This is a genomic window from Thiohalocapsa halophila (assembly GCF_016583825.1).
Taxonomy (GTDB): Bacteria; Pseudomonadota; Gammaproteobacteria; order Chromatiales; family Chromatiaceae; genus Thiohalocapsa; species Thiohalocapsa halophila.
This window is the reverse complement of record NZ_NRRV01000009.1, coordinates 1-11,975: the sequence shown is the minus strand read 5'-3', so window position 1 is coordinate 11,975 and position 11,975 is coordinate 1. Positions and strand designations below refer to the sequence as shown.

Annotated in this window: 11 protein-coding genes; all 11 read left to right on the top strand. The window is 67.9% G+C overall.

Annotation, left to right across the window (positions count from 1 at the left end; translation table 11 throughout):
- Window positions 1-4: 4 nt before the first annotated feature.
- The 11 genes from CKO31_RS05395 (at window position 5) to CKO31_RS05345 (ending at window position 11,951) form a co-directional block, all read left to right on the top strand.
- Window positions 5-2,512, top strand: coding sequence for a vWA domain-containing protein (locus CKO31_RS05395; RefSeq protein WP_200234749.1), 2,508 nt, complete (start codon window positions 5-7; stop codon window positions 2,510-2,512).
- A gap of 5 nt (window positions 2,513-2,517) precedes the next feature.
- Window positions 2,518-3,072 (top strand): cytochrome b/b6 domain-containing protein, encoded by a 555-nt coding sequence (locus CKO31_RS05390; RefSeq protein WP_242475168.1) that lies wholly within the window; start codon window positions 2,518-2,520, stop codon window positions 3,070-3,072.
- Window positions 3,073-3,077: 5 nt separating this feature from the next.
- Window positions 3,078-3,950, top strand: a complete 873-nt coding sequence (locus CKO31_RS05385; RefSeq protein ID WP_200234745.1) for a sugar phosphate isomerase/epimerase family protein — start codon at window positions 3,078-3,080, stop codon at window positions 3,948-3,950.
- Window positions 3,947-4,840 carry a UbiA family prenyltransferase gene (locus CKO31_RS05380; RefSeq protein WP_200234743.1) on the top strand — a complete coding sequence of 298 codons (894 nt, stop codon included), beginning with the start codon at window positions 3,947-3,949 and terminating at the stop codon, window positions 4,838-4,840. Before CKO31_RS05385 ends, CKO31_RS05380 begins: the two co-directional genes overlap by 4 nt.
- Window positions 4,841-4,916: 76 nt before the next feature.
- Window positions 4,917-5,813, top strand: coding sequence for an EboA domain-containing protein (locus CKO31_RS05375; protein ID WP_200234741.1), 897 nt, complete (start codon window positions 4,917-4,919; stop codon window positions 5,811-5,813).
- Between the two features lie 118 nt (window positions 5,814-5,931).
- Window positions 5,932-6,813 carry a TatD family hydrolase gene (locus CKO31_RS05370; protein WP_200234739.1) on the top strand — a complete coding sequence of 294 codons (882 nt, stop codon included), beginning with the start codon at window positions 5,932-5,934 and terminating at the stop codon, window positions 6,811-6,813.
- The gene (gene eboE, locus CKO31_RS05365; protein WP_200234737.1) at window positions 6,810-8,045 is read left to right on the top strand and encodes a metabolite traffic protein EboE; all 1,236 of its coding nucleotides are present in this window, start codon (window positions 6,810-6,812) and stop codon (window positions 8,043-8,045) included. The genes CKO31_RS05370 and eboE overlap by 4 nt, the downstream gene beginning before the upstream one ends.
- The gene (locus CKO31_RS05360) at window positions 8,042-9,424 is read left to right on the top strand and encodes an alkaline phosphatase family protein (protein WP_200234735.1); all 1,383 of its coding nucleotides are present in this window, start codon (window positions 8,042-8,044) and stop codon (window positions 9,422-9,424) included. Before eboE ends, CKO31_RS05360 begins: the two co-directional genes overlap by 4 nt.
- A 104-nt stretch (window positions 9,425-9,528) precedes the next feature.
- Window positions 9,529-10,248: a bifunctional 2-polyprenyl-6-hydroxyphenol methylase/3-demethylubiquinol 3-O-methyltransferase UbiG gene (gene ubiG, locus CKO31_RS05355; RefSeq protein WP_200234734.1), complete on the top strand. Its 720-nt coding sequence runs from the start codon at window positions 9,529-9,531 to the stop codon at window positions 10,246-10,248.
- A gap of 9 nt (window positions 10,249-10,257) precedes the next feature.
- Window positions 10,258-10,980 (top strand): HAD family hydrolase, encoded by a 723-nt coding sequence (locus CKO31_RS05350; protein ID WP_200234732.1) that lies wholly within the window; start codon window positions 10,258-10,260, stop codon window positions 10,978-10,980.
- A 125-nt stretch (window positions 10,981-11,105) separates the two neighbouring features.
- Window positions 11,106-11,951: a squalene/phytoene synthase family protein gene (locus CKO31_RS05345; protein ID WP_200234730.1), complete on the top strand. Its 846-nt coding sequence runs from the start codon at window positions 11,106-11,108 to the stop codon at window positions 11,949-11,951.
- Window positions 11,952-11,975 lie beyond the last annotated feature (24 nt).

The window sequence follows — 11,975 nt, the reverse complement described above, 5'->3', positions numbered from 1 at the left end:
CCGTATGCGTTTCAGCCCAGATGCCGTGCACCGTTGGGGCATGCGCGCCGTGGCGGCGCTGTTGCTCCTGGCGCTGTGGAGCCCGCCGCTGCCTCGGGGCGGCGAGCCGGCAGTACTGACGCTCTTGCTGGACGACTCCGCGAGCCTGCGTCAGGGGGATGCAGAGGCCAGTTGGCAGAGCTTGCGGCGGCGCCTGCGCGGCCTGCCGGAGAACAGCCGCGTCACGCTCATCCGCTTCGCCGCGCGGCCGGCCGTCGAGCTGCGGGAGGCTGCGCCGCGACTTGGTCTACCGGATATCCTGCCGCGGCAGACGCAGCTGTCGCCCCTGGGCACCGATTTGGCGGGGGCACTGGCGCAGGCGCCGCAGGGGGCGCCGGTGCTGCTGGTCTCCGACGGCCGCGGCACCACCGCAGGTACCGCCCGAGCACTTGCCGAGCTACAGGCACGGGTGCCCGCCGTGGCTTGGTGGCGACGGCCCGCGGCGGTGCCGAATATCCGCATTGCAACAATGGACGGTCCCGCTCGCGTGCCGATGGGAAGTCCGGTACGGCTGCGATTGGTCCTCACGGCCGAGCGACCCGCGCAGACGAGGCTGAGCCTGGACATCGACGACAGCCAGGCGCTGCACCGCCCCGTGTCCGTCCCGGCGGATGCGCCCACCGTGATCGAGCTGGAACTGCCGCCCCCCGCGCCCGGTGTGCACCGTGTGCGGGCGCGCCTGGGCGATCCGCCGGCTGCGGACACGACACCGGGCGCCCTGCACCTGACCAAGCTCTTGCGCGTGGAAGGAGCACAGTCGGTCTTGCTCGTGGGCACGGAGGACCACGGATTGGCAAGCGCACTCCGGGCTGGCGGTTGGAGCGTCGAGCAACGAACGCCGGAGCGGCTGCTGACCGCCGATCTGGCCGGCGCGGCGGTAACCCTATTGGATGACGTGCCTGTCGCAGCGCTATCCCCACCGCTGTTGGAGCGCTTGGCCAATGCGGTCAACGGCCGTGGCATGGGCTTGGTGGTGCTCGGAGGGCCACGCAGCTTTGGCGCCGGCGGTTATCGCGGGTCTCGGTTGGAAGCCTTGCTACCAGTCGTGTCGGTGCCGCCAAAGCGGGTACCCGCAGCATCGGTGCTATTCGCCTTGGACAGCTCGGGCAGCATGGGCCAGCCCCTCACCGAGGGCGTGACGCGCATCGACGCCGCGCGCGCGGCAATCATGGCGGCGGCGGCTGCTCTGGCGCCGCAGGATCGGATCGCTCTGGCGGTGTTCGGCACGGAAGCCGAATTGACGCTGCCGCTCGCGTCCTATGCCGAACCGTCGGCGACGCTCGCCAGCGCGAAGCGGCGCACACCTGCCGGGGGCACACACCTCGCGCCGGCGATCGATCTGGCGATGACGGCATTCGCCGAGCGGCATGAAGACGCCAAGGGGCGTCGGCTCCTGGTGCTAATCAGCGACGGGCAGTTCGCAGACACGCCGTCTGCGGACTTGACGGCCGAGGGCCGACGTCTGCGCGAGGCGGGGGTCGAGCTGATCGCCATCGGCATCGGTGAGCCGAGCCGAACGGCACCGCTGCGGGCACTCGCCACTGCCGCAAACGGTCGCTTCGCGAGGGTCGATGAGGCAGCACAGCTACCGAGCTTCGTCGCGACCGAGGTACAGCGCGATCGCCCGGCGAAACGCCCGGGGCTGGTTTCGGCACAGCCTGGCACCGAGCTACCGTTTAGACTCCCTGGCAACGAGCCGCAAGACTGGCCGCCGGTGGCGGACTACCGCAGGACGCGGCTACGCGACGGCGCGGCAGCGCCGGTCATTACCGCCGAAGGCGACCCCCTGCTGGCTTGGCAAAGCGCGGGGCAAGGGCGCGTGGTAGCACTGACTGCGGGGCTCGGTGAGCTGGCTCCCGCATGGCGTGCCTGGTCGTATCTGCCGGCGGTGCTGGGGGGCCTCATAAGTTGGACGGCCGGCGCAGGGCAGGACCCCGGCGTCGAGGTCCGTGCACGACACGACGCCGATCGCATCCGTCTTCACGTGGACATGCTTGGGAGAAACGGAAGTTGGGCGCGTACCGCACGGCTCGAGTGGCAGCTGCACGGGCCCCAGGGCGGGCGCCACAGCGGCAGCCTGCCGGCGTCGGCGCCCGGGCGTTTCGTACTGGATCTGTCCGCGCCCCGACCAGGCCGCTATGATGTAATCGCGCATGCAGGCCCTGCGCGCCTAAAGCGAGCGCTCTGGCATGCGCCGCGGGCAGAGTGGCTGCGCTCCGCGGCAACGCAGGACGCCCTAGCTGCACTCGCAGATCTACCGCGCTGGACGCCGGTGGATGACTTTCCGTCAGGCGGCCGCCTCGGCTTCACAGGAGCCACCGCCGGGACGCGGAGCCGGCCTTGGCTGGCAGGGGCAGCGCTGTTGCTGTTCATCGGCATCCTGGCCCGGGAGCGACTTGGACGTGTACCAGGCGAAGCGTGGCGGCCGCCTTGGGCCGGGCCGCGACCCAAGGACCCTGCGCGAGAACTATGACAGACATGATGACCCTGGTCTGGGACCCTTTCATTCGCCTGTTCCACTGGGCCCTCGCCCTAGCTTTCTGCACAGCCTATATGACCGGCGACGGCTATTACGAGCTACATCTTTGGCTCGGCTACACGGTGCTGGCACTGGTGCTGATGCGACTGCCCTGGGGCCTTCTCGGACCCCGGCACGCGCGTTTCCAAGACTTCGTCGCGGGCCCGCGGCGCACGTTGGCATACGCCGCAGCCTTCTTGCGCGGGCGCGCTGCACGGCACTTGGGCCACAATCCCCTCGCCGGCTGGATGATCGTTTTGCTACTGCTTGTGCTGACGATCACCGCCCTCAGCGGCATCACCTTGGACGCGGCCGAAAACCGGTCCGGTCCGTTGGGCAGCACCCGCCTTTTCATCTACGGCGATATCATCGAGGCGGCTCATCTTCTCTCCACGAATCTCGCGCTGGCGTTGATTGGGCTGCACTTGGCGGGCGTCGCGGCCACATCCTGGATGTACCGTGAGAATCTGCCGGCGGCAATGATCACCGGGTACAAGCGCCCGCACACGGACTGACGCGCATGCAGATCGCATACAGCACCAACGCCTACACGCGCCACGATCTGGACACTGCGGTGACCCGCATTGCGGCCCTCGGCTTCGACGGTGTCGAGCTCCTGTGCGACCGGCCGCATTGGTTCGCCGCCGACACCACGGTTGGAGACGCCGAGCGCATGGCAGACCGGCTACAGGGACTCGGCCTTATGGTCAGCAACTTGAACGCCAACACCGCCTGCGGCTATTTCATCGAGCCACCGCCAGAGACCGTCTTTGAGCCATCCCTGTCGAGCGCTGACGCAGAGCGCAGGCACTGGCGTCTCCAATACAGTATCGCCGCGGTGGAGCTGGCGGCGCGGGTCGGCGCCGGCAATATCAGCATCACCTCCGGCCGACCCGATTCCGGAGGCACGCCAACACAGGGCTTGGCGCTGTTCGTGGATAGCCTCAAACGCCTGTGCGAGGCTGCCTCGCGTCGCGACGTCCGTATTGGCATCGAGTACGAGCCAGGGCTGCTGGTGGAGCGCGCAACCGAATTGGCAGAGGTGATCGAGCGAGTCGACTCACCGCTGCTGGGCGCCAATCTCGACGTCGGTCACGCGCATCTAGCCGGCGAGACCGCAGCGAAGACGCTGCCCTTGCTTGCAGGACGCATTTGGAACCTGCACCTCGAAGATATTGCCGGCGCCAAGCACTACCACCTGGTGCCCGGTGACGGCAACCTGCCCATCGCGGACTGGCTCGCAGCCTTGGCAGATCACGACTACAACGGCTCTTGCACCGTTGAGCTATATACCTATTCGCACATGCCGGATGCTGCTGGCGCCAAGGCGCTCGACTACCTGCGCACGGTCATCGACCACCTGCCCTCGGCCGACGGAGCTGGGGAAACATGACCGGCGCTGCGGGCGCGCTCGTGGCGCGGATCGGACCCTGGATCGAGCTGGTACGCCTGCCGGCAGTCTTTTCCACATGGTCCAACATCATCGCGGCCCACCTCATCGCCACCGCCGGCAGCCCGCATTGGCGGCTGTTGCCGCTGCAGCTGGGCATCAGCACCTGCCTCTATTGGGCGGGCATGATCCTGAACGACTGTTTCGATCAGGACATCGATCGTGTGGAGCGCCCTGAGCGTCCGCTACCATCCGGCCGCATTCAGCCGCGGGCCGCTTGGACCGCGGGCTTCGGCTTGCTCGCCGGCGGTGCTCTGCTGGGTGCGGTCGCAGGCCCCGGCCCGTTCCTGATCTCGGGCCTGCTGGCGGCAGCCGTCCTGGCGTATGACGCAGGCCTCAAGCACGGTCCGCTGGGACCACCGTCCATGGCGCTGTGCCGCTGGCTGAACTGGCTCTTGGGCTTGAGCGCCGGCCTGGTGCTCCTCCCGGAGCTACTTCTGGCGCTGCCTGTGTTCCTCTACACCCTGGCAGTCACGCTGCTGAGTCAGGCTGAGACCCAGAGTGGCAACCTTGGCGCCGTGCGCCGCGCGTCCATTGCCCTGGCCGCCGCACTCGCAGCAGCGCTCGCGCTCTATCCGCTGGGGATTCTGCATGATCCCTATGCATTGGCCCTCACCGCCGTCGCCGGCGCCTTGCTGCTGCGCCGACTCTTGCGATTGCAGCAAGACCCCACCGCCGCACGCGTGCGCGCCTCGGTGGGATTCATGCTCTTGTGCATGGTGCCGCTCGACGCCCTGCTGCTGGGTGGTGATGGTCAGCGTCTCGCCGCGGCAGCGCTGCTGCTTCTGCTGCTACCCAGCTGGGTCTTGGTATGGCGCGTCCAGGTCACCTGACAGTCGATTTTGCTCACTGCGGGTCACGTCAATCGCGCGCCTGCCCAGCCTAACCTCCCTAACGCAGGAGAGCACGATGTCGTACTCCGAGCCGGTGGCCGCCGCCACACATCAAGACGCACTCCTACAAGCCCTCGCCGGCAGCGGCGACGCGGGTCTAGTGTGGCTGCGGCAGAACCTAGAGGCGCTACAGCAATCGGCACCGGAGGCGGTCTTCGCCAAGCTCGCCGGCGCCCACGCCGGAGCACGGCGCCGCCTCGGGGAGGCGTTGCTGGGTGCGCTGGGACCTGAACTGAGCACGGCCTGCGGCCCGCTGGACACCCGGGCGTGGGGCCGAGATGCGGCTGGCCGGGCTTGCCTGCTGCTAGCCGCTCTGAGCGGGGGGGCAAGCCATGCCGAGCTCGCCGACGCCCTCTATCGCAGCGGCGACGAAGGCGAGCGCACGGCCGTGGTCAAGTCCCTGTGCCTGCTGCCGAACCCAGCGGTTGCGCTGACCACAGCCCGGGTGGCAGCTCGCACCAATAGCATGCGGCTGTACGCGGCTGTGGCGCTCGACAACCCTTATCCCGGTCAGTGCTACGACGATGCTGACTTCAATCAGCTGGTTCTGAAGTGCCTGTTCAACGGCCTTCCGCTCAACCGGGTCATCGGCTTGCAGCGGCGAGCCAATCCGCGGCTCGCGGCGATGTGCGAGGACTATCATGACGAGCGGGTCGCCGCCGGCCGCACCGTCCCCGCGGACATCTGGCTCGCCTTGGCGCCTTGCGCCAGTCCGCGGGGACTGGCACTCGCCTGCGCCCGATTGGCCAGCGAGTTGCCTGAGCACCGACGTTTCGCGGCGCAGGCGCTCGTCGCCCGCCGAGACAGCCCGGAGGTCGAGGCGGCGCTGGCAGAACGCGTCGCCGAGGAGTCGGATGCGGAGATCCGAGCCATCCTCGCCGGGGCGACGCGCGCGGCCTCGGCTGACGCCTGAGGTTGCCCCAGGCGCATGCTGCGTGCAGGATGCAGTGTTGTCGCCTCGCAAGATAGGCTCGGGGCGAAATCCAGGAAGCCGCCCCAACAGTCTTTCAAAACACCTGGAGGTCCAGCGAATGCGCTATTTCGACCCGCATATTCACATGCTATCGCGAACCACCGACGACTACGAGAACATGGCTGCGGCAGGCATCCTCGGCGTCGTCGAGCCGGCCTTCTGGCAGGGTCAGCCGCGCACGCAGGTGGGTACCTTCATCGACTATTTCGATGCGCTGCTGGGCTGGGAGCCCTTTCGGGCGAGCCAGTTCGGCATCAATCATTTCTGCACCATCGGCATCAACCCCAAGGAAGCCAACGACGTCGCCCTATCGGAGCAGGTGATGGCCCTTATGCCCCGCTACCTTGAGAAGGACGGTGTCGTGGCCGTGGGCGAGATCGGCTACGACGACATCACACCCGAAGAGGAACGATTCTTCGCCGAGCAACTGACGCTCGCGAAAGAGCACGGACTGCCGGCATTGATCCACACGCCACATCGGGACAAGGTCACGGGTACCGAGCGCTCGCTGGCACTGGTACGCGAGGTGGGCATCAACGAAGAGCAGGTGGTGGTCGACCACCTCAACGAGCTCACCCTTCCCCTGGTGATGGAGACGGGGTGCTGGCGGGGACATTCAGTGTATCCGAACACGAAAATGTCTGAAGACCGGATGGTGGCACTGCTCAAGGCGTACGGTACCGAAAAGATGATCGTCAACAGCGCTGCCGACTGGGGCCGCTCCGATCCGCTCAAGGTCCCCAAGACAGGCCAGGCCATGCTCGCCGCCGGTTTCAGCGAAGATGACGTGGACCTGGTGCTGTTCCGCAATCCGATCAATTATTACGCCCAGAGCGGGCGTATCACGGTAGACCAAGTAACACGCCCAAACATCGACCAAACCCGCCTCTACGAAGACAATTCCGTGCTGCGTGGGCAGACGCCGCTGATCGAGCCGTGACCTCGGCGGCGCCCCCGGTGGAGCGGTATCACGGCGGTGCCATCGCCTACAGCACCACTGACCTCGGCTTTTGCAGCAACGTCTTCGCGGGCGCCGATTGGCCTGCGGTGGAGGCTAATCTGCTCGGGCCGATACGGGATGTGCGGGAGCGCCGGAGACTGGACCGCATGACCACAGGACTCTGGCTGTCGGCCGCCGCGACGGCGCACCTGGCCGCAGACCCGGCACCACTGGTAGACGCCCTCGCCACGTCCGGCGTGGACTTGGTAACCCTTAACGGCTTTCCATTCGGCGATTTCCACGCCGAGCGCGTCAAGCAGCGGGTTTATACTCCAGCTTGGGACACCCCCCAACGGCTGGACTACACTCTGGACTTGGCCCGGATACTCGTCCGCTGCCTGCCGGCACGCGCGGCGTTCGGCACCATCTCGACGCTCCCCTTGGGCTACGCAGCGCAGTGGCATCCAGATCGGCATGCGGCCGCCCTGGCCGCCCTGTGCCGCTTGGCCGCGGCGTTGGCGCGCATCGCCGACGAGACAGGTCGCGCCATCCGCGTCTGCCTGGAGCCCGAGCCGGATTGCGTGCTGGAGCACACCATCCAAGCGATTCGGCTCTTCACGGAGGAGCTGCCGGCGGCGGCACAGCGCTGCGGCGTGGCGCGCAGCGCCATCGAATCGCACCTGGGTCTCTGTTTCGACGTCTGCCATCAGGCCGTACAATTCGAGGACATTGACGCCTCGCTGCGCGCCCTTGCAAGCGCAGGCGTCACGGTGGGCAAGGTACAAGTATCGAGTGCCCTGGAGCTGCCCGAGCCCGCCGCAGCGGGAGCGCTGCTCGGCCCCTTCGCTGAGCCGCGCTATCTGCATCAAGTACGCTGCCGCCGAGCAGATGGACGGATCGTCGCAAGTCCGGATCTCGCACAGGCGTTGGCGGACCCGGACCTTCCCCGTGACGGGCCTTGGCGCGTGCACTTCCACGTGCCCATTCAACACCCCCCCCAAGGTGCAGACGGGCTCGGCACCACAGCCCCCGCCATCCTTCAGGCTCTGGATTACCTCGCCGCAGCACCGGACCATCGGCCGCATCTCGAAGTGGAAACCTATACCTGGAGAGTGCTGCCGCCCGAGCACCGGCCGCGGGACACGCACACCCTAACGTCGGGTCTCTGCGCAGAGCTGGCGTGGCTGGAGACGCACTTGGCCGAGCGCGGACTGCTGGACGGGGACACATGACACCCACCCAGCGCCGCCTCATGGTGCTCGACATCGTCGGCCTGACGCCGGCGATGATCGGCCCGCACACGCCACACCTGGCCGCGCTCGCGCGCGACGGCTTCATGGCCCCGCTGGACGGGATTTTCCCGGCAGTGACAACCAGTGCACAGGCATCGATGCTTACCGGGCTGGCTCCGGCACAGCACGGGATCGTCGGCAATGGCTGGTACTTCCGAGATCTGGCGGAGGTCTGGTTCTGGCGCCAATCCAATCGGCTGGTGCACGGGGAAAAGGTCTGGGAGACACTGCGTCGCGACCATCCCGGCTTTCGTTGTGCCAAGCTGTTCTGGTGGTACAACATGTACTCCAGCGCGGACTGGTCTGTAACGCCTCGGCCTATCTACCCGGCGGACGGGCGCAAGATCCCCGGACTCTATTCGCATCCGATGCGGCTGCACCAGGAGATGGAGCAGGCCCTCGGGCCTTTCCCGTTCTTTCATTTCTGGGGACCAAAGGCGGACATCGCTTCCAGTCGTTGGATTGCCGATGCGGCCCTCTGGCAGTTCCGACGCGCGCCAGCAGAGCTCACCCTGGTGTACCTGCCGCACCTCGACTACAACCTGCAACGGCTCGGGCCGGACGACCCGGCCATCAATGCCGATATCACCACCATCGACGCGGTTGCCGGCAAGCTCATCGATGGCGTGCGCGCCGCGGGTGCCGATGTGCTCGTGGTATCGGAATACGGCATCGAGCCCGTGTCTGGCTGCGTGCACATCAATCGACTACTGCGCGAGGCGGGCTACCTGGCCGTACGCGAAACCCTCGGCTGGGAGCTGCTGGACGCCGGCGCAAGCCGTGCATTCGCGGTGGCGGATCACCAGGTCGCGCACGTGTACATCGACGACCCGAAGGACCGGGAGCCAGTGCGCAGGCTGCTCGCCTCCGCGGCAGGTATTGAGCGCGTCCTTGGCCCGGAGGATAAAGCGGAGCTCGGCATCGACCACGCCCGCTCTGGCGAGCTCATCGCTGTGGCCGAGCCCGATCACTGGCTCAGCTACTATTATTGGCTGGATGATGCAAAAGCGCCCGACTTCGCCCGCACCGTGGACATCCACCGCAAGCCCGGATACGACCCGGTCGAGCTGTTCGTGGATCCGGCGTTGCGCATACCGCAGCTAAAGGTGGCGCTGCGACTCGCACAAAAACGGCTCGGCTGCCGAATGCTCATGGACGTGATCCCGCTTGATCCGACGCTCGTCAAGGGCAGCCACGGTCGCTTGCCGAGGCGCACTGAGCACGGTCCGGTGGTCATCGGCTCCGATGCTGGGCTCGCAGCTGAGCGCTATGCCATGACCGACATCCACGACCTGATGCTGCGCCATTTTCGCCACTGAGCTTGCCCGCGAGCGCACCCGGCCAGGAGTCGTCGCGGCACGTGAAAAGTCCATTGGGCGCTACCATCTCAACCTCGCCGCTTGAAGCCCTGTCAAGGACAGCCATGACCGACACCACACCCAATATCGACGCCTCCGAGATCCACAAGTTCGAGGAGATCGCCTCGCGCTGGTGGGACCCGGAGAGCGAATTCAAGCCCCTGCACGAGATCAACCCGCTGCGCCTCGGCTATGTCCAGAGCCACGTCAAGCTCACGGACAAAAAGGTGCTGGACGTTGGCTGCGGTGGCGGCATCCTGGCGGAGGCCATGGCCGCCGCCGGCGCCGAGGTCACCGGCATCGACATGGGCGAGGAGCCCCTGCGCGTCGCCGAGCTGCATACCCTGGAAACCGGCGTGGAGGTGGACTACCGCCAGATCACCGCCGAGGCCCTGGCCGACGACATGCCCGGCGCCTTTGACGTGGTCACCTGCATGGAGATGCTGGAGCACGTGCCGGACCCGGGCTCAGTGGTGGATGCCTGCGCACGGCTGGTGCGCCCGGGCGGCCACGTGTTCTTCTCGACGCTGAACCGCAACCCGAAGAGCTACCTCTTCGCCATCGTCGGCGCCGAGTACATGCTGAACCTGCTGCCCCACGGCACCCACGACTACGCCCGCTTCATCCGCCCCGCGGAGCTGGATCGCTGGGTGCGGGCGACGGACCTGCGCATCGTGGATCTCGCCGGACTCACCTACAACCCGGTCACTCGGGTCTACCGGCTGGCGCCGAAGGATATTTCCGTCAACTACATGGCCACGTGCCGGCGGCCGGCGCACGGCTGATGCCGCATCATGCCCGCCAGCGTTGACACGGCCCCGCGGGGAGCCGTTCTGTTTGACTTGGACGGCACCTATGCCGACACGGCCGCGGACATGGGCGCAGCGCTGAACGTGCTGCTGCGCCGCCATGGACGCCCGGCGTTGGCGCCGGAGCTGATCCGCCCGCATGTCTCCAGCGGCGCCCGGGGCTTGCTCAAGGCGGGCTTCGGGCTTACGCCGGAGGCGCTGGAGTACGCCGAGCTGCGTGGTGAGTATCTGGAGATCTACGCGGCCGACATCTGCTGCCACACGCGCCCCTTCGACGGCATGGAGGCCCTGATCCGCCGGCTCGTGGACCAGGGCCTGACCTGGGGCATCGTGACCAACAAGCCGGGCTGGCTGACCACCCCGCTGCTCGCGGCCATGAGCCCGCTGCCCGCCCCTGCCTGTGTCGTCAGCGGCGACACCGCTCCGCGGCCCAAGCCGCACCCCGACCCGCTGCTGTATGCCTGCGGGCTGCTCGGCCTGGAGCCCGCGCATTGCTGGTACATCGGCGACGACGCGCGGGATATCAGCGCCGGCCGTGCCGCCGGCATGGCGACCCTTGCCGCCGGCTGGGGCTACCTGGGCACGGACACCCAGCCGGCGGAGTGGGGCGCGAACGGCCTTGTGGAGCACCCGCTCGGCGTATTGGAATGGCTCGCCGCCGACCGCCCGCCGCCGGAGCCCTCCGCGCCCCCGCCACGAGCGGCTTGAGTCTCGCGGCAGCACCGCCGTAGCGCCACTCTCGGACTCACTGTCACCCCGGTATTCGCGCATCGCACCAGCCGACACGTCGCCCGATTGCCCCGCAACGCATCGATCGCGCTCTTGCCCAGCCCATGCCCGCGCCCGACACCGCACCCGGCAGCGCCGAGTGGCGCTATCCGAACCGCGCCACGCCGCCCGGCTCCAGCCTCTACTACGCCGTGCGCTTCGCACCCCGGGAGCTGCGAGACGCGCTGGCCGCGCTGGCGGGCTTTCGGCACGAGGTCCGCGCCATCCTGGACGAGGTCTCGGACCCAGGCGTCGCCCGCCTCAAGCTCGACTGGTGGCGGGACGAGATCCGGCGCACCCTGGAAGGCGCACCGCGCCACCCGCTCAGCCATGTGCTGACAGCGACGCTGGAGCCGACAGCATCCGGCGAGCGCCTGCCGGCGGGGCCCTTCCTCGCCATCGCCGATGCCGTCGAGCAGGAGCTGCGCCGCCAGCGCCCGCCGGACACGCAGGCGCTGCGGGCCGCGGACACCCATGACCTGGGCGCCCTCTTCGAGCTGCTGGCTCGCGCCCATGGCAAGCACGACGAATCCGCCATCGCTCCCGCGCGGCAAATCGGCGGCTGGTGCGGCAGCGTCCGCCGGCTACGGGACGCGGGGCTACTGCTGCGCCGCGACCGCAGCGTGCTGCCGACTGACACACTCGCCGCCGCCGGGCTCAGCCACGAGGCGCTGGCCAGCAGCGAGCATCGCCACCGGCTGCCGCAACTGCTGGCACCGGAGGCCGAGGCGCTGTGTGAGGCGGCACCGCTTACCGCGTCGGAAGCCCTGCCCAGGGCTCTGCGCATCCAGCAGCGCATCCACGCTGCACTGCTGGAGGAGCTCCTCCGCAGCGAGCTGGCCGTCGTCGACCAGCGCATCGGGCTGACGCCGCTGCGGAAGCTATGGATTGCGGCTCGAACGAAACGATAGGGGCAAGGGGGAGAAGGGGCGAGG

Bases quoted from the DNA above. Each gene is read 5' to 3' on its own strand.
- CKO31_RS05395 (WP_200234749.1), top strand. From the start codon at position 5: ATGCGTTTCAGCCCAGATGCCGTGCACCGTTGGGGCATGCGCGCCGTG.
- CKO31_RS05390 (WP_242475168.1), top strand. From the start codon at position 2,518: ATGATGACCCTGGTCTGGGACCCTTTCATTCGCCTGTTCCACTGGGCC.
- CKO31_RS05385 (WP_200234745.1), top strand. From the start codon at position 3,078: ATGCAGATCGCATACAGCACCAACGCCTACACGCGCCACGATCTGGAC.
- CKO31_RS05380 (WP_200234743.1), top strand. From the start codon at position 3,947: ATGACCGGCGCTGCGGGCGCGCTCGTGGCGCGGATCGGACCCTGGATC.
- CKO31_RS05375 (WP_200234741.1), top strand. From the start codon at position 4,917: ATGTCGTACTCCGAGCCGGTGGCCGCCGCCACACATCAAGACGCACTC.
- CKO31_RS05370 (WP_200234739.1), top strand. From the start codon at position 5,932: ATGCGCTATTTCGACCCGCATATTCACATGCTATCGCGAACCACCGAC.
- CKO31_RS05360 (WP_200234735.1), top strand. From the start codon at position 8,042: ATGACACCCACCCAGCGCCGCCTCATGGTGCTCGACATCGTCGGCCTG.
- ubiG (WP_200234734.1), top strand. From the start codon at position 9,529: ATGACCGACACCACACCCAATATCGACGCCTCCGAGATCCACAAGTTC.
- CKO31_RS05350 (WP_200234732.1), top strand. From the start codon at position 10,258: ATGCCCGCCAGCGTTGACACGGCCCCGCGGGGAGCCGTTCTGTTTGAC.
- CKO31_RS05345 (WP_200234730.1), top strand. From the start codon at position 11,106: ATGCCCGCGCCCGACACCGCACCCGGCAGCGCCGAGTGGCGCTATCCG.